This is a genomic window from Actinomycetota bacterium (assembly GCA_041658625.1).
GTDB lineage: Bacteria > Actinomycetota > JAHEXW01 > JAHEXW01 > JAHEXW01 > JBAZZW01.
Map to the genome: position 1 here is coordinate 227,209 of JBAZZW010000002.1, position 17,562 is coordinate 244,770.

A 17,562-nucleotide genomic window follows, 5' to 3' on the forward strand; every position below is an offset into this window, starting at 1 on the left:
TACTCTTTGTTCCTAAAATTGGGGGTGTAGCTCAGTTGGGAGAGCGCGTCCTCGGCATGGACGAGGTCAGGGGTTCGAATCCCCTCACCTCCACCAATAAAAAGAACAGTCCTTCTAAGAATTCAGAGACCCCCGCTAAGTACGATTTTGCTGCCGTTGAGAAGAAATGGCAGCAGGCTTGGGCGGAGTCCGATCTGCACAAGGTGACGGAAGATCCAGACAAGCCCAAAAAGTACATCCTCGAGATGTTCCCTTATCCTTCCGGCGAGCTCCATATGGGTCATGTTCGTAATTACGGTATCGCCGACGTTGTAGCCCGCTATTTCGCCATGCGCGGCTTCAATGTCTTACATCCAATCGGCTGGGACGCTTTCGGCCTGCCGGCGGAAAACGCGGCCATCAAGCGTGGCATCCAGCCGGCTGAATGGACCGACCGGAATATTACCGCGATGAAAGAGGGATTAAAGGCGCTTGGTTTCTCGTATGACTGGTCGCGAGAGATAAACACTTCCCAACCTGATTACTACAAATGGGGACAGTGGATTTTCCTGAAGTTTATGGAGCGGGGTCTGGTTCACCGGAAGAAGGCGGCCGTAAACTGGTGTCCTTCTTGTGATACCGTCCTGGCCAACGAGCAGGTTAACAACGGGAAATGTTGGCGTTGTGAAACCGCCGTGGAAAACCGGCAGCTCGCTCAATGGTTCTTTAAGATCACCGATTATGCCCAGGCACTGCTGGACGGACTTGATAAGCTGCCAGGTTGGCCGGACAGAGTCAAGTTGATGCAGGAGAACTGGATCGGCCGTAGCGAAGGCGCGTCGGTCGATTTCAAGGTGGTCGGGGATGGCGAGGTCATAACGGTCTTTACGACGCGGCCTGATACGCTGTACGGCGCGACGTTCTTCTTGCTTGCCCCGGAACATGAGCTGGCGGACAAGCTGATCGTCGATCCGAAGCTGTCGACCGGTTTGGAGGAATTTCGCCGGCAGGTCGCCTTGGAGAGTTCAATTGACCGGACGAACGCCGAGGTGGAAAAGCTCGGCTTCTTTACCGGCCGTTACGTATTAAATCCGCTGAACGGTGAGAAAATCCCGGTTTATCTGGCCAACTATATTCTGACCGGTTACGGGACGGGCGCGGTTATGGCGGTGCCCGCGCATGACCAACGTGATTTCGAGTTTGCCAGGAAATACGGGTTGCCGGTCAGAGTTGTTATTCAGCCTGAGGACTTAGTGCTGGACGGCAACGGTATGACTGAAGCCTATGTTGGCGAGGGCGCAATGGTCGGTTCGGGAGTTATAACCGGGCTGCCGAGCTTGGAGGGCAAGGCGCGGATTACTGGTTATCTTGAGGAGCAGGGCATTGGCCAGGCGGCGGTCAATTACAAAGTGCGGGATTGGCTGATCTCCCGACAGCGTTACTGGGGCAATCCGATTCCCATCATCTATTGCGGGAAGTGCGGGACGGTACCGGTGCCGGAAGAGGATCTGCCTGTGGTATTGCCGGTCGAGGTCACGTTGGGCAAGAAGGGACACTCGCCGCTTCCCGATATGACTTCTTTCACTGATGTGGTTTGTCCTATCTGTGGCGGCAAGGGCCGGCGCGAGACGGACACGATGGACACGTTTACCTGCTCAAGCTGGTATTTCTTAAGGTACACAAGTCCGAGCGAAACGGAAACGCCTTTCACCTATAAGGCGGCCGCCTACTGGATGCCGGTTGATCAGTACATCGGCGGAATCGAACACGCCGTGATGCATCTGCTATACGCCAGGTTCTTTACCCGCGTCTTTAACGACATGAAGATGGTGCCCACGCCGGAGCCGTTTACGAATCTTTTGACTCAGGGTATGGTCATAAAGGACGGCCAGAAGATGTCTAAGTCAAAAGGTAATATTGTTGACCCGCAAGCGATCATGCAGCGTTACGGCGCGGACGCTTGTCGTTTGTTTATTTTGTTCGCCGCGCCGCCGGAGATGGATCTGGAATGGAGCGACCAGGGCGTTGAGGGCGTGCATCGTTTCTTGAATCGCGCTTACCGGGTGGCCGCGGACAACATCGCGTTCGCGGGGTCTGGTGGTGCGGCTGCGGGTTCTGCGGCTGGGGCTACGGGCGCCGATGGTGCGAAAGAATTACGAAGTTTGACGCACCGGACGATCCGAAAAGTCGGCGAAGATATCGAGAGGTTTGGATTCAATACCGCCATCAGCGCGATTATGGAACTCGTCAATGGGATGAGCAAATATAACGAAACCGTTGGGACGTCTCGGGACGTGGACGCCGTCACGGAGGCGACTCGAGCGCTCGTGCTGTTATTGTCGCCGTTCGCGCCTCATATCACGGATGAGCTTTGGAGCATGATGGGCGAGACAGGCAGTGTTCATGTCGCCGACTGGCCTCCTTATGACCTGGCGTTGTGCGAGACGGACACCATAACTCTGATTGTCCAGATCAATGGGAAACTGCGGGACCGGATCGAGGCGCCCGCCGGTATCACCCAGGCTGATATGGAGAAGCTCGCGCGGGAATCCGAGCGGGTGACAAAACACCTTGAAGGACGGTCAATCGTCAAGGTTGTGGCCGTGCCCGGGAAATTAATCAACATAGTCGTTAAGTAAGAAGACTTACAGATTAGAAATTAATAGACAATAACTATAACATATGGTATTGTCCGGCTATGGAGTTGAATCAGCCGGACCTCGTCGCCCGCATTATCGAGTTTATTTCCTTCCGTTTTGACCAAGAAGTAGATCGTTGGCAAGTGATCGCCGCGTTATGCGTGGCTTTGTTGGTCATTATGTATTCAAGCTACAACCTCTTCCGCGCCTGGTCCGCTCGCGGCGTTCAAGTCATCGCGACAACCGCAAACGAGAAAAATAACGGCACCGGCGGCGGCAATGATACTGGCGGCGGCAAGAGCGGCTCCGCCAAGAAAAGCCAATGGCTTTTCGTATACCTGTGCGGGGCGGTCCAAAAGCCTGGCGTCTACCGGGTCGGAGCCGGCACACGCTTAAATGCCGCAATCGCATTGGCCGGCGGCTTAGCCGCCGAAGGCAACGGAAACGCCGTCAACATGGCCCGCCTGGTCGTGGACGGCGAGCGGATATACATCCCGAAAGTAGGCGAGAAACTCTCAACAACCACCTCAATTGAAGGTTTAGGTTCCAGCGAAGGCTCAGGCAGCGGCTCCGGCGGAGGCTCAGGTTCCGACAGCGGCGCCGGACAAAAGGATGACAGCGGGCGGATTAACATAAACACAGCGAACGCCGCCGCACTGGACACCATTCCCGGAATCGGACCGACTCTCGCAGGCCGCATTATCGACCACCGCCAAAAACGCAACGGTTTCACTGATATAAATCAATTAGGAGAAGTTGAGGGCATCGGCCCGAAAACCTTCGCCAAAATCAAACCCTACATCTATGTCGAATAACCGCAGCAAGGAGGGCAAAACTACATCGCTACGTAGCGATGTAGTGGGTCTGAAGAGGCTTTATGAAAATAACTCTTGTCAGGAACCATTGGATTCGAAATGGAATCAGGACGCGCTGTTTGTAGATTTTTTCGTTGCTATGTCGTCTATTGAAAACGTCGGGGAAGCCCAATTATTTTTAAGCGACTTATTGTCGAATGCTGAGATTAGGATGCTAGCTAGAAGGCTCCGTATTGCGATTTATCTTGTTTCTGGTTTTACTTACTCACAGATCAGGAGGGATCTTGGCGCCTCTCCTGGTACAATCAGGAAAGTCAGTCAGTGGTTAGAGATGCAAGGCTTAGGATATACACTAGTGATTCAGCGCATGGCAGAAATCGGCGGATTAGCGGAGCCAGGAACATTCTTCAATGGAGATGCCTCAAACAGAACATATCAAAAACCATCTAGAAACGCGCAATATTTTTGGCCGACCGCTCTGGTTAATTCAATTATTAAATCAACGAAAAGTAGAAACAGCAGATGAGAGGCACTACATCGCTACGTAGCGATGTAGTGATGGGTGGGAGATGAGCATAAAAGCAGGAAAATCACATGAGGAGTGAAGTCAACCTTAAGCTTTGGATTATTACTGCTGTCTATGCTGTCGGTATTGTCGTCGGAGCTAGGGTGCTGCCAGATATCGATTTACCGACATTGGCGACAATCATCGGAACCTTGATAGTTGTAGCGATTTCTTTTTCTTTGTTTTGGGCGGTCAAGCAGTCAAACCCGCGGTGGGGGCTGGTCTATGGTTTATTGATCGTCGTGATCTTGTCCGCCGGAGTGATGGCCGGACTGTGCTCAAAGAGCGTGATAGACGGTGATCAGCCAGCGGGCGGAGGCTGCAAAGTAAGTCCCACAAAAGGAAAGAGCATTAGCTCTGCCAAAATATCGAAGGCAGAAAACGCAACGCCGAAGAGACAGGCGTCCACTGGGTACGATACGGAAAAGATTACTGTCGTCAAAGCGGCACGGCGTCATGTTGAAGACACTATTGCTAAGACAATATCAGAGCGATACCGGGGCTTGATGATGGGCATTGTTCTCGGGATGACCGAGGATATCCCGCCGGACATAGCGGCGGATTTTAAAACGACCGGCCTGTCGCACATCCTGGCCGTTTCTGGTTTAAACATCTCAATTCTAATAATTGCTTTCGGCTATCTTGTCCGCGCGGCAACGATAAATATGGGTAAGCTGGGGCGGATGCTGGCCTTCACCGTTACAGCCAGCGCGGTCGTCTTTTATATGTTTCTGACAAAGCTCCAGCCCTCGGTTGTCAGAGCGGGCGTGATGGGGTTGGCAGCCCTTGGCGCAATTCTCGCTTCCAGGCGGGGCAATCCGTTTCCGGCTCTGGCTGCGGCCGCCATGACCATTCTTGTTATCGACCCAGCCGCGTTGTTTGATATCGGATTTCAGTTGTCGTTTGCCGCCACGATCACGATCCTGGTTTTTACCCCTCCGCTTGAAACCGCTTTCAAGACCAGGCCCGGGGGACTAGGGTCGGCGGCCTGCCTTACTTTGGCCGCTCAGTTGGGCGTGGCGCCCCTGTTGATTCTTTATTTCGAACAGCTGTCGCTGGTTTCGATTGCGTCCAATGTAATGGTTGGCCCAGCTATAGCCCCGGCGACGATCTTCGGCATACTGATAACTTTAGCGGGTGCGATCTCAACCGGACTAGCGAGAATCATGGCGATTATAGTCGAACCTTGCCTGGCGTACATCGTCGTAGCGGCCAACTATTTCGCCGGCTGGCCATATGCGTCAGTAATGCTGCCGCCGGTCTCCGCCGTGTGCGTCGCAGCATATTACGGTTTGCTCGGATTGTTCTACTTTGGGCTTATTAGGTACAACCGTTGGCGGTCGGCCAGGGCAACTATCAATGATTTCCCGAACCGCCGCTTTGCCAGGACGGCGACGGTCTCGATTCTTTTGGCCGTGCTTGTGGTCGGTTTGTTCGGCTGCCAGGCGGCCAAGTCCCGACCTCCCGCCGGGTTGCGCGCTGTTTTCATAGACGTCGGACAAGGAGATGCGACGTTAATTCAAGCCGAGGACGGCGCCACGATATTAATAGACGGCGGGCCGGAACCGGACAGCGCTGTGGCCGTTCTGAGGAGTTACGGGATAAGGACGATAGATTTGCTGATTATGACGCACGCGCACGCAGACCATGCCGGCGGTCTGGAAGCAGTGGTTAGCGGCTATTTCATTAAGAAGGCGGTTCTGCCGGATAAAAGCTCTAACCTGAACCTTGGCCGGCGGATAATTGACGCGCTCGAGCAAGGCGGTGTTAGCAACGCAAAGGGGAAGCAGGGTCACTCGTACGCGGTGGGAAAGTATATGAAGGTAAGCATCATGTCCCCGGATGAGGCCATCCTGAACGCGGCGGAAGCCGACGAATCGGACGATGCTAATAACCGGGCGGTTGTCGCGCTTATTCGATACAAGAAGATCAAGTTGATGTTTACCGGCGATATTGAACTGTCGACAGAGCAAGCAATGGTCAACGACCAAGATGTAGACCACGTAGAAGTTTTGAAAGTACCGCACCATGGCAGCAAGAACGGCGCTGACGCGCGCTTCCTAAACGCTGCCCATCCCGAAATAGCGGTTATATCAGTCGGCGCCAACAACCCTTTTCACCACCCGGCGCCGTCAACGCTGGCTAAATTAAGACAAGCCGGCGCTGCGGTTTATCGAACCGATAAAAACGGCTCTGTTATAATCGAAAGCAACGGGTCAACAATCCATGTATCAACAACCAAACAATAAGCACATCAGGGCCACTACAGCGCTATATAGCGCTGTAGTGATAGTAACAAAAGATGTTACACGGAGTAAAATGGCGGAGACAAAAGAGAAAAACGCAGACAAGGATAAGGACGCAAGCCAGGACAAAAACGCGGCTCAGAGCCAGGACAAAAAAGACCTGAAGCCGGTTTACCTGATTTTCGGAGACGATTTTCAGGTTAACGAAGCTATCAGGCGGTTGAGAAAACGCGTCGGCGCCGGTGGCGACGCGCGGCTGAATGTTAAAGAGTTCGATGTTGTAGCCGGCGATCAGGCCGCCGACGCCGTTCAGGCCGCCGACATGCTGCCTTTCTTAGGCGAGACGCAACTTATCATTTTGCAGCGAGCCGACAAGCTGAACAAGGACGACCAGAAGACTTTGGCCGAATATGTCGCGGCGCCCAACGCCACGACCGTTATGGTTTTGACGGCGGGGGAGAAAGCCGCCAAGGCAAGCGAGCTGTATAAGGCGGTCGACAAAATAAAAGGCACGGCGGAGTATAAGGCGCCGCGAGGCGCCGAGTTGGTTAGGTGGGTGGAGGCGCTTTTTGCCGAGCAGGGCAAGAAGATTGACAACCGGACGGCCAGACATTTTGTCGATATGGTCGGGACGGACCAAAGCGCCCTCGTCCAGGAGGTCAATAAACTAGCCGTGTTTGCCGGCGACCGGGAGACCGTCACTATGGAGGATGTCGACGACGTGGCGACGCGCAATCCGGAGGCGAACATTTTCGAGATGGTCGACGCGCTGGGACACAAGCAAACCGACAAGGCGCTGACCGAGCTGAACCGGTTGCTTTTCAGCGGGGAAGCGCCGCACCGGGTGCTGGCGATGGTCGTCAGGCAGTTCCGGATAATTATTAAGGCTAAGGCATTGGAAGGCCGGCGCGTTAGCGCCGGCGAGGCGGCGGCGGTCTTAGGCGTTAGACCTTATCTTGTGGACAAGTACAGGCAGCAGGCGAGGTCGTTTAGTATGGCCGAGCTGAAGGAGATTTACAGGCTGCTGAAAGACGCCGACGTAGCGATAAAAACAGGTCAGCGGGAACCGGGTCTGGCGGTGGAGATGCTGGTCGGAAAGATAGCGGGGTAGGCGGTTCTCGACTTGCTCGAGCTTGGTAGATTTGGAGCTCGCTCGAACAATATAAATTGATCTTCGAGCGAACGTAGTGAGTCGAGAAGTAGGGTTGCCGCCCCGATGAGATTGCTTAGCCACGCTCGCAATGACGACAAGAAATGATCTTCGAGTGAACTTGCCTGCCGGCAGGCAGGCATAGTGAGTCGAGAAGCTACTTAGCTTTCTTGGCGGCCGGTTTCTTGGCGGTAACCTTCTTAATAATGGACTTCTTCTCAACCGGTTTCTTGGCGGCGGGTTTTTTGGCGGCCTTCGCGGCCGTGGCGGCTTTAGCCGGCTTCTTGGTCTTCTTAGGTTTCTCCGCCTCGACGACCGGCGCTGGCGGATTGGCGACAAGCGCGTTGTAGTTCTTCGTCATAGTTGACTTCTTGCGGGCGGCCTCGTTGGCGTGAATAACCTTGTCGGACGCGGCCCTATCCAGCGCGACGATGGCCTCTTTCAACCTTGAGCCGGCTTCCTCGACGCCGACCAAAGCGGCCTCGTTGAACCGTTTAATGGTGGTCTTCAGAGCCGATTTGACGGCCTTGTTGCGCTCCCTGGCCGCCTCGGCCTGTTTGTTCCTCTTAATCTGAGACTTTATGTTCGCCAAAATCAAATCCCTTCTTTTGTTAGTAGACTAAAGCGAAATATTAACATATGAGCACTGGGAGCACAAGGCGTCGTTAGGGCATCCATCAATATGTGTTGCGAAGCGTAATACCAGGTGGTAAGATATTAGTCGTTTTGGCAAGCGCTGTATCCGAAAGGATTATCTCATGGCTGAGAAACAAGAGTTCTGGACTGAACAACGCCTAAAAACAGGCATCTACGTTCTTATCGCCGGCATCGTAATTATCATCATCGCCATCGCCGGCTGGTGGTACTATCTGAACAGGCCGGAAGGCAGCACCCCGCCCGTGCTTCAACGCTCGATCACCGAGGCGCAGGCGGCCATCAAGAAAAATCCCAACGACATCAACGCCCGCCTTACTCTAGCCCAGCTTTATATCCAGAACAAGCAATACAACGACGCGATCGTGGAATGCAAGCTGGTTATCAAGTCCAGCAAGAACAACGAGATCGCGTATTCCCTGATGGGCATAGCTGAAGACCTTAGCGGCGACAAGAAAACAGCCATCACCTATTACAAGAAGACCATCGACCTCGGCGCGAAGAAGGAAATGAGCGGTTTGAACGCCGCCCTCATCCAAGCCCGATTCAGACTGGGCAAGATATACCTGGACCAAAAGAACTACGACGGCGCGCTGGTTCAGTTTCAGACCCTGGCCGACACCAATTCCATGGACGCGGACAGCCGGTATTATCTGGGTCTGACTTTCTATGACATGAAACAATACGACAAGTCGATCGAGTGGCTGGAACAGGCCGTTAGATACGTGCCGGATTATTACGAGGCTTTCTATAAGTTAGGGCAAGCGTACGAGAAGAAGGGCGACAAGGCCAAGGCGATCGACGCTTACAAGAAAGCGCTTAAAGCAAAACCCGAATATCAAGAGGCAAAAGACGCTCTCGCCAGATTGGAGAAGTGATTAAGACATGACGAATGGAGAAGCGAGCGTCCCCACGACGCAAGACAGGAAGAAGAAGAACCTAAAGAGGGTACTATACACGATGGCGGCCATTTTTTTAATCCTCCTGCTGGCTTTGCTCTATTATCTATTTACCCAGCGTCCGATCATCAGGACCGTACCGGGATTACCCAAACAGGGCCCCAGGTTCGTTAAGTCGGTGTTCGGGGATTTTACTGACTTGCTGGGCATCGCGGTTAACCGTAAGGGCGACAAATTCTTTGTCGTCGACGGGGCCGCCGCCAAGGTGTGGATGGTAAACAAGGACGGCCGGATCCTGGGCAGCTTCGGGAAACGCGCCGAGACTCCGGAAACCGAGGACGGCTTCGGCTCACCGATCAGCGTGGCGGTCGGTCCCAACGACGAGGTCTATGTGGCCGACAGGTTGGGCGCGCGGGTGCTGGTTTTCAGCCCGACGGGTAAGTTCGTCCGCCGGTTCAGGCCCGCGGACGCGACCTTCGCCTGGAGCCCGATCGGGATCACGGTCGACTCTAAAAACAATGTGTACATATCGGACGCCACCAAAGGCCAGCACCGCATTCTGAAATTCGACAAAGACGGCAAGCTCTTGATGCAGTTCGGCAAGGAAGGGACAGGCAAGAGAGAGTTCAACTTCGCGAACGCGGTCGCCGTGGCGACCAACGGCGATATCTACGTTTGCGACAGCAACAACGCCCGGCTGCAGGTCTTCGACAGCAAAGGCAAGCTGCTGCGGATAATCACAGGGACGGCCGCCGGCGCCTTCACCCATCCGACCGGCTTGGATATAACCCGGAATAACGAAGTCCACGTCGTGGAATCGTTCGGACACGACGTACAAGTCTATAACAGAGACGGCGGTTTCTTGTACTCTTTCGGTGAGTTCGGCATCGCCGACGGGCAGTATCGTTACCCGAAGGGTATCGCGATCACAACGGATGGAACGGTGTTTGTTACCGACCACGATAATCGGCGGATCCAGATCTGGAAATACTAGAAATAAGCGCCCCGGGCGTATTGACAAATCGCCGTCTAGCTGGTACATTTCAGACAATGAGTTGTTTTCATTCGCGGTGTTCGTTCGCGCGTAAGGCCGAAAAGAACCGGCGACTAAAAAAAGGTATCTCAAGGCCTAGCAGCAACGAGCGGAGCAGAATGAAGCACTCAGTTCATGGTAAGGCCAAGGTAAATATGATTCGCACGCCGGAAAGCGGTTCCAGGCGGTAATTTGCGTATATATACGCAGGTTGCCGTCTTTTTTATTGACATCTGGTCTTTGAAAAAATAAGATACGGGAGCGCCAGCTGGTCTTAAAAGGCCTGCCTTAATTTGCTCCCCAATTGTGAAATAAGTCGCTAACCAAGCGTCGCTAAAGGATGTTGGCGCTTGTTTAATAGCGTTCCGGCCTTTAACGGCCGGGCACCCCGACACCAATTGTGGTCGGGGCGCGTAGATCGAGATTTTCGATACTCTTTAAAACGAAAGGAGGTGGAACATTTGAAAAAGCTAGCTTTTCTAATTGTGCTGGTAGTCGCTTTCGCTCTGATGGGCGGGGTAGCTTTAGCTGAGACACCGCACGGACCGTTCGACACCAACACCGCGGTATGCGGCGCCTGTCACAGGGCCCACACTTCAACCGCCGAGTACCTTCTGGCTACTCCGCGGGTGACCACGTTGTGTATTGGTTGTCACGATGGTACGGGCGCGGACACTGATGTCATCAATGGTGTCTACGTCGTTGGGGGCACGGAGACCGGGCCTTCGGGAACCGGCTATAACCATGCTGACTGGGGCGCGCAGGCTTCACCGCTTTTGGGTGGTGGATTTAACCAGATCCTGGCCGGCGTTGGCGCTTCCAACACTACGTCAAGGCACATGCAGCCGACCGCGATCGACGTCGCGAAGACCACGTTCCCGATTCAGTGGGGCGTGGGCACGACTGGACCAGGGGCCAGCAAGTTGTTCCTGGACTGCGTTGACTGCCATATGCCTCACCGTAGCCCGAACTACCGGATGCTGCGCGTCAAGCCGACCGGCTATAATGGCGCTAACTTGAGCGTACCGGAGGTAACGGGACGCATCGTCTCCAGCGTAGGCGCTTACAATCCGGTTTCAATGCCGGGCCGTCGCTATACTGAGGACAGCGGTATGTTCAACTATACGATCACCGCGACACAGTCGATCAGCAAGTGGTGCGGCACGGGCTGCCACGATTACTACTATCGGAGCGCAGTCCGCAACGATAACGGCCACATCGTCACCGGGGCTTCACCGTCCATGCAGACCAGGACGGTTGAGACCTACACTGCCAATACGACGAGCATTCACGTCCCGGACGCGAGTCTAGTCCCGGTAGGTAAAAGGATCAGGATTTCCGGGCAGTGGCTTAACGTAACGGTTTCAAACACCGGCACGGACATTCTGACCGTGAACCCGGCTCTTACCGTTTCGGGTACGCTGTTCGCGGGCGCTGTGATTTCGATCGAGGGCGCTGGAATGGAGGTCTACTACGACTTCAACGGCGATCAGGTTGCCGATCCGGGCTTCATGCACGCGATCGACGTCGACCTGGCGTATTGGCCGCGGAACCTGGGCACCTCGGCGACGAAGCAGAACCTCGCTCCTAACCTTGGCACCAGCCCGAACAGGCGTTACGCTAACACGATGCCTGTAGCGGACACCGGCGCGACGCCAGGCGCTTACGACGAGTCAGACAGCTTAACCTGTCTGACTTGCCACAGGGCGCACGGTACGGACGCACCGATGGCGTCTGGAGCCGCGTTGCCCGCAAGGCAACTCGGCGGACAGGGCGTTGCTTCAGTTAACGCTCCGTCAGGCGCGACAGTCGCCACCAACGGCAGCATGCTGCTGAGGTTGGAGAACCGCGCAATCTGCCAGCAGTGTCACGAGATGCCGACCGGCTTCTAGGAGCCGTAAGCATATCAGCACTTGAGGTAATTAACGGGAACCGATCCCGCAACATGAATAAAAAAATGAGGGGGCTTCGGCCCCCTCATTTTTTGTTATACTAAAGCTCATGGACTTACAGCTCATCAGGAATTTCTGCATCGTCGCCCACGTGGACCACGGCAAGTCCACACTCGCCGACCGATTGATGGAAAAGACGCATCTTTTTCCGGAAGGCCGGCACGTGGAATTGTACCTGGACAAGATGGACCTTGAGAAAGAACGGGGGATCACTATCAAGGCCCAGTCGGTCAGGCTCACCTACGGGGCGCGAGACGGAAAGACCTATACGTTGAATCTCATAGACACGCCGGGCCACGTAGATTTCTCCTACGAGGTGTCGCGCAGCCTGGCCGCTTGCGAAGGCGCCGTCCTGCTGGTCGACGCGACGCAGGGGGTGCAGGCGCAGACCGTCGCCAACACGCATCTGGCCGACAACGCCGGGTTGACGTTGATTCCGGTCATAAACAAGATCGACATGCCGAACGCCGACCCGGTTGTCGTCAAGCAGGAGATAGAGCAGGCGCTGGGGCTGGACGCGTCGGACGCGCTGGAAGTAAGCGCGCGCACGGGAGACGGGGTGGACGAGCTTTTAGAGATGATTGTCGCGCAGGTACCGGCGCCGAGCGGGTGCCAGGGCGAACCCACGCGGGCGTTGATTTTCGACAGCATATACGACGCCTACCGCGGCGTCGTGGGCTTTGTCAGGGTGGTCGACGGGGAGTTGAAGCCGAAAATGAGAATCAAGATGATGGCGACCGGACAGACGGCTGAGATCGAGGAGGTAGGCGTGGTAGCGCCCGACAGGATATCCGTCGACTCGCTGCCGACAGGTACAGTCGGCTACGTGATAACGGGCGTCAAAGACGTCAGCTACATGAAGGTTGGCGACACGCTGACCGGCGCGAAAGAACCGGCGGAGAATCCGCTGGCAGGTTACCGGGACCCCAAACCGATGGTGTTCGCCGGCATGTACCCGACGGAGGGCGAGGAATACGGGAACCTCCGGGATGCCTTGATCAAACTAAAACTTAACGACGCGAGCCTGATATTCGAGCCGGAAAGCAGCCCGGCTCTGGGCTTCGGGTTCCGCTGCGGCTTTCTTGGCTTGCTGCACATGGAGATTGTTCAGGAGCGCCTGGAGCGGGAGTTCGGCGTTAGCCTGCTCGTAACCGCGCCGCACGTCAATTACCGCGTCTTTATGAAGAACGGGACCGACCGGATGATAAACAACCCGGGCGAGTTTCCCGTAGCCGGCGACATAGATAAGACAGAGGAACCGTTCGTGGTGGCGACGATTCTGGCGCCGGCGGAGTTCGTCGGCCCCGTCATGGAACTGTGCCAGAAGAGGCGGGGGAACCTGAAAAACATCGCTTATATAAGCGCGCGCACGACCGAGCTGGTTTATGAGTTCGCGCTGGCCCAGGTAATTAAGGACTTTTTCAACGCGCTAAAAGCGGTCAGCAAGGGATACGCGACCTACGATTACGAGCTGACCGAGTATAAGAAGTCGGATTTGGTCAAGGTTGATATCCTGCTGGCGGGGACGAAAGTCGACGCGCTAAGTATGATCACTTACCGCGACGCGGCGCCTTACGAGGGCCGCAAACTCGCGGAGAAGTTAAAGGAAACGATCTCGCGCCAGTTATTTGAGGTGTCCATCCAGGCGGCCATCGGGGGCAAGATTATCGCGCGCGAGAACGTTAGCGCGTTAAGAAAAGACGTTATCGCCAAACTGTACGGCGGCGACGTGACGCGCAAGAGGAAGCTCCTGGAGAAACAGAAGAAAGGGAAGAAGAGAATGAAGACGATCGGCAAAGTGGACATCCCGCAAGAAGCATTCTTGAGTCTGCTAAAGATCGACTGATGGCTAAGAAGAAGAAAAAGAAGAACCAGGAACTGAAAAAGAGGGTTGGCCCCCTCACCCCAACCCTCTCCCCGCAGGGGAGAGGGAGTAACGTCGACTCGAGCGGTGACGTGGAGTTCTCGACTACGCTCGAACAGCAAGGTGGGGGTAAGGCGAAGGGGTCAGACCCCGACCGTGAGGCGAAGGGGTCAGACCCCAACCGAAAAGGGTCAAGGGTGCCGGATACCGTTGTTCTTTACTGTCTGTACGCATTGGTAGGGTTGCTGCCGCTCGCTTTCGCCTATCCAACCTACGATATTTTCGAGCTAACCAAACTGACGGTGTTGCGTCTCGTCACGCTGACGATGGCTGGTGCCTGGTCCTGGAAGATTTTCAGGAGCCGGCGGCTGGAGATCGCCAGAACGCCGATTGACTGGTTCATCCTCGCTTATCTGGCTGTCATGACACTGGCCGCGATCTTTTCCCCGAATATTCGGCAGAGCCTTCTTGGCGATTACGGCCGGTTTGAGGGGTTATTGACTATATTAAATTACGGCGCTGTTTTCATGCTCACAGGGAGCCTGATACGAGACAATACCGTTATCACCGACAGACGGGTGTTCCTGCGCAGCCTTTTCTTTACCACCATCGCGGCCGCCGACATCATGTCCTTATACGGCGCTTTCCAGCGGTTCGGCATGGACTTCCTTGTTTGGAGCAGCGCGGGCACGGACCTGTCTCGCGCGTTCTCGACGCTCGGAAATCCGATTTATGTCGCCGCTTATTTAACGATAATCCTGTCTTTGGCTATCGCGTTGTTTATGGCGGAGAAGAACTTGCCGGCCAGGATCTTTTTGGGCGCGTCAACGGCTTTAATGATCTCAGCCCTTATTTTTACCTACAGCCGAGCCGGTTGGGCGGGCTTCCTGGTCTCGCTAGCGGTGATGGCTGTTCTCGGGCTTATCGTGAGGGTACGAGGAGCGCGAGTCGAAAGTAGGGAGCCGGGAGAGGGTAAACGCAGGAACATAATCGCGGCGGCGGTCTTGATCGTCGTGATTGTAGCTGTCGCCGCGGTCTCGGTCACTGTCAGCTCAAGAGTCGCTTCAACGGAAACCAGGTCCGCTTTCTCCAGGGCGTTAAGCTCCCTTAACCTTAAAAGCAGCGGCGTAGCCGATCGAATATTCCTTTGGGAAAGCGCGGTCGCTATGATTAAAGACCGGCCGGCGCTCGGCTGGGGCCCCGACACTTTCGGCACCTATTTCCCCAGGTATCATTCGGTGGAGTTCGTCCAATACGAACTTAAGCTGACCGGCATGTGGAAGGCGCGGCACCAGAACCGGCCGCATTCCGACATCCTGCAGGCGGGCACGTCCGCGGGAATATTGGGCATCATCTCTTATCTGGCGTTTCTAGGCGCTTTCTTCTTTTTCGCCGTCAAACAATTATGGCGCACGGCAGCCACGGCTTTTGACAAAGCTTTGCTGGTCGGCATTATCGCCGGTCTGGCGGGCTACTACGCTCAGCTGCAATTCAGCTTTAACACCATCGCGATAAGCCCGATCGTTTGGTTGCTGATGGCGGTGGTGTTCCTTGTCGGCGAGCCCTCGCGCGGCGTATCATTCAAACTTGATTGGCCGCAGCCCGCCGTTATCTTTGTCGGGGCGGGTGTTGCCGTGGCGATTCTGGCGGGCGCGATAACGGCAGTCCGACAACTGGCGGCTGATTATTACTTCGATCAAGGCGTCACCGCTATGGAAATACCGGATTCCTTCACTGCCAATCAGGCGTTTGGTAAGGCCATGAAGCTGAACCCGTACGAGCCCGAGTATCCGAACTATGGCGGCACCATGTCTGTTGAGATCGCCAAAGCCAGCAAGGACGCGGAGACGGCTACGACCGCGTTGACGACAGCTATAGAATACGAGGACATAGCACTCGCTTTGAATCCCGATATGCCTGGCTTCCACTACAATATGGGCAACGCCAAGTATTATTATTCGATGCTGCCCGGTTTGGATAAGGTCGTGGCCGAGAAGTCGATGAAAGAGGCGCTGCGGGAATATATCATCGCGGTGGAAACGGACCCTAACAACCCGGACATTCATTTCAATCTGGCCAGCGCTTACATGCGTTTCAGCCAAAAAGAGAAGGCGATCGCCGAACTTAAGAAGGGGCTGGCCATCAATCCGAGTCAAACGGTCGCCAAGAACGCTCTGAAGAAACTGGAAGAAGGGAAGTAGCGCTGTTTGACGGGGCGTTACGGCAGGTGGTAGTTTAGTAGCATTGGCACTCAACAAGAGAGAGTGCTAACAATTCGGGAGAGAACTGTGTTGGACGACAGGAAGGCTTCGATACTGGAAGCCGTTATCAATCAATATATTGGGACGGCGGAACCGGTCGGCTCCAAGGTCATCGCCGGGGAATACGACTTGGGCGTCAGTCCGGCGACAATCAGGAACGAGATGGTCGCGCTGGAGGAGATGGGGTATCTTGTCCAACCTCACACCTCGGCGGGCCGGATTCCGACCGACAAGGGATACCGGTACTACGTCGACAGCCTTCGCGAGAGGCTGGGTCTGGCGGAAGATAATGTAGCAACGCTCGAGGCCAAGCTGGCCGAGCTGCAACGGATGGAAACGGAAGACCTGCTGCGGGAGATTTCGTCGCTTTTGTCGTCACAAAGCGCGACAATCAGCCTGGTCTTAACCCCGGGCAGCCATCGCCGCGCCTATTTCTGGGGCGTGAGCCAGATTCTTCACCAACCGGAGTTCCTTGATGTCAGACGGTTTGAGTTTCTAATGGAGTTCCTGGAAACCGGCAGCCGTCTGACGGCTTATCTGATGGAAGAGACCAACGAACCGACGGTTCACGTCCGCATCGGTTCGGAGAACCGCGTCAGCGAATTGAACGATTTAAGTTTGGTCGCGGCCGGGTATTCGCGCGAAGGCGAACCGGCCGGCATCGTCGGCCTGTTGGGGCCGAAACGTATGGACTACGGCCGGGCGATCCCCATGGTGGACCTGACGGCTCGAAACTTAAGCCGCCTCCTCGACGAGGAATAACCCCTTGCGGTCACACTATTTCATTATTGAACCCTCAGCCTTTGCCGGCGACGGATCGGTTTCTATCGTCGGACAAGACGCGAGACACATCTCCAAAGTCCTAAGGTTGCGCGCCGGCGACCGTATCACCGTGTCGGACGGCGTCGGCCAATCATACCAAGTTGAACTTGGCGCGGTCGGCGACAAACAGGTTTCAGGCCGCGTGTTGAACAGCTCTCCGTTTGTGATTCCCAGGCACGGGCTCACCGTTTTTCAAGGACTGCCGAAAGGCCGCAAGATGGACCTGATAGTCGAGAAATTGACCGAAATCGGCGTAGCCCGGATCGCGCCCGTTGCTTTCACGAGAAGCGTTCCCGAATACGGAGCGGACCGCGAGGCCAAGCGGCTAGAGCGTTGGAAGGCCATTGGCTACGAGGCGTGTAAGCAGTCCAGAAGGCCGTGGCTGCCGGACATTAGCGAGGTTCTTTTATGGGATGAAGCATTGGAGGAACTGAACGTTTTTGAAGAAGTTCTAGTCCCCTACGAGGAGTTCCGTGGTCTTAAGTTGGACGACGTGTTCGAAGCACTCGGCAACACGGCGGTTTTTGTCGGTCCCGAGGGAGGATTTGAGGAATCGGAGATAGCCGATTTGGATAAGCGAGGGGCCAAGCTGTTTTCCCTGGGAAGCAACATACTTCGCACGGAAACCGCGGCCATCGTATCGGCGACGCTAGTGCTGGACAGGATGAATTCTTGAACGTGTT

At 55.2% G+C, this 17,562-nt stretch carries 12 protein-coding genes, 1 tRNA gene and 1 pseudogene; 13 read left to right on the forward strand and 1 reads right to left on the reverse strand.

The features are described 5' to 3' along the window. The first annotated feature begins 20 nt into the window (after positions 1 to 20). From WC891_06050 to holA, 6 genes and pseudogenes are all read left to right on the forward strand, one after another. Positions 21 to 96: transfer RNA gene (locus tag WC891_06050), tRNA-Ala, on the forward strand. 44 nt (positions 97 to 140) lie between these two features. Next, a pseudogene (gene leuS / locus WC891_06055) lies at positions 141 to 2,618 on the forward strand (leucine--tRNA ligase). Between the two features lie 59 nt (positions 2,619 to 2,677). Continuing rightward, a complete protein-coding gene (locus WC891_06060; protein MFA5867503.1) occupies positions 2,678 to 3,433 on the forward strand; it encodes a helix-hairpin-helix domain-containing protein in 756 nt (251 codons plus the stop codon). Beyond that, entirely contained in the window at positions 3,423 to 3,959 is a 537-nt protein-coding gene (locus tag WC891_06065; protein MFA5867504.1) for a YerC/YecD family TrpR-related protein, read from the forward strand. Before WC891_06060 ends, WC891_06065 begins: the two co-directional genes overlap by 11 nt. 68 nt (positions 3,960 to 4,027) lie before the next feature. Continuing rightward, on the forward strand, positions 4,028 to 6,247 hold the full coding sequence (locus tag WC891_06070; protein MFA5867505.1) for a DNA internalization-related competence protein ComEC/Rec2: 2,220 nt from the start codon (positions 4,028 to 4,030) through the stop codon (positions 6,245 to 6,247). A 70-nt stretch (positions 6,248 to 6,317) separates the two neighbouring features. Beyond that, positions 6,318 to 7,355 carry a DNA polymerase III subunit delta gene (gene holA, locus WC891_06075; protein MFA5867506.1) on the forward strand — a complete coding sequence of 346 codons (1,038 nt, stop codon included), beginning with the start codon at positions 6,318 to 6,320 and terminating at the stop codon, positions 7,353 to 7,355. 196 nt (positions 7,356 to 7,551) lie between these two features. Here the strand turns inward: holA and rpsT are convergent, their stop codons facing one another. Next, on the reverse strand, positions 7,552 to 7,986 hold the full coding sequence (gene rpsT, locus WC891_06080) for a 30S ribosomal protein S20 (protein ID MFA5867507.1): 435 nt from the start codon (positions 7,984 to 7,986) through the stop codon (positions 7,552 to 7,554). Between the two features lie 166 nt (positions 7,987 to 8,152). Between rpsT and WC891_06085 the strand changes: the two genes are divergently transcribed. The 7 genes from WC891_06085 to WC891_06115 all read left to right on the forward strand — a co-directional run bounded on the left by WC891_06085 (position 8,153) and on the right by WC891_06115 (position 17,555). Next, complete coding sequence (locus tag WC891_06085; protein ID MFA5867508.1) at positions 8,153 to 8,926, forward strand: tetratricopeptide repeat protein; 774 nt, start codon at positions 8,153 to 8,155, stop codon at positions 8,924 to 8,926. Positions 8,927 to 8,933: 7 nt separating this feature from the next. After that, on the forward strand, positions 8,934 to 9,941 hold the full coding sequence (locus tag WC891_06090) for an NHL repeat-containing protein (protein MFA5867509.1): 1,008 nt from the start codon (positions 8,934 to 8,936) through the stop codon (positions 9,939 to 9,941). Between the two features lie 500 nt (positions 9,942 to 10,441). Further along, positions 10,442 to 11,872, forward strand: coding sequence for a cytochrome c3 family protein (locus WC891_06095; GenBank protein MFA5867510.1), 1,431 nt, complete (start codon positions 10,442 to 10,444; stop codon positions 11,870 to 11,872). 109 nt (positions 11,873 to 11,981) lie between these two features. Next, complete coding sequence (lepA, locus tag WC891_06100) at positions 11,982 to 13,778, forward strand: translation elongation factor 4 (GenBank protein MFA5867511.1); 1,797 nt, start codon at positions 11,982 to 11,984, stop codon at positions 13,776 to 13,778. A 215-nt stretch (positions 13,779 to 13,993) separates the two neighbouring features. After that, a complete protein-coding gene (locus WC891_06105) occupies positions 13,994 to 15,997 on the forward strand; it encodes an O-antigen ligase family protein (protein MFA5867512.1) in 2,004 nt (667 codons plus the stop codon). A gap of 87 nt (positions 15,998 to 16,084) precedes the next feature. Continuing rightward, positions 16,085 to 16,819 carry a heat-inducible transcriptional repressor HrcA gene (locus WC891_06110; GenBank protein MFA5867513.1) on the forward strand — a complete coding sequence of 245 codons (735 nt, stop codon included), beginning with the start codon at positions 16,085 to 16,087 and terminating at the stop codon, positions 16,817 to 16,819. Positions 16,820 to 16,823: 4 nt separating this feature from the next. After that, on the forward strand, positions 16,824 to 17,555 hold the full coding sequence (locus WC891_06115; protein ID MFA5867514.1) for an RsmE family RNA methyltransferase: 732 nt from the start codon (positions 16,824 to 16,826) through the stop codon (positions 17,553 to 17,555). The last annotated feature ends 7 nt before the right edge of the window (positions 17,556 to 17,562 follow it).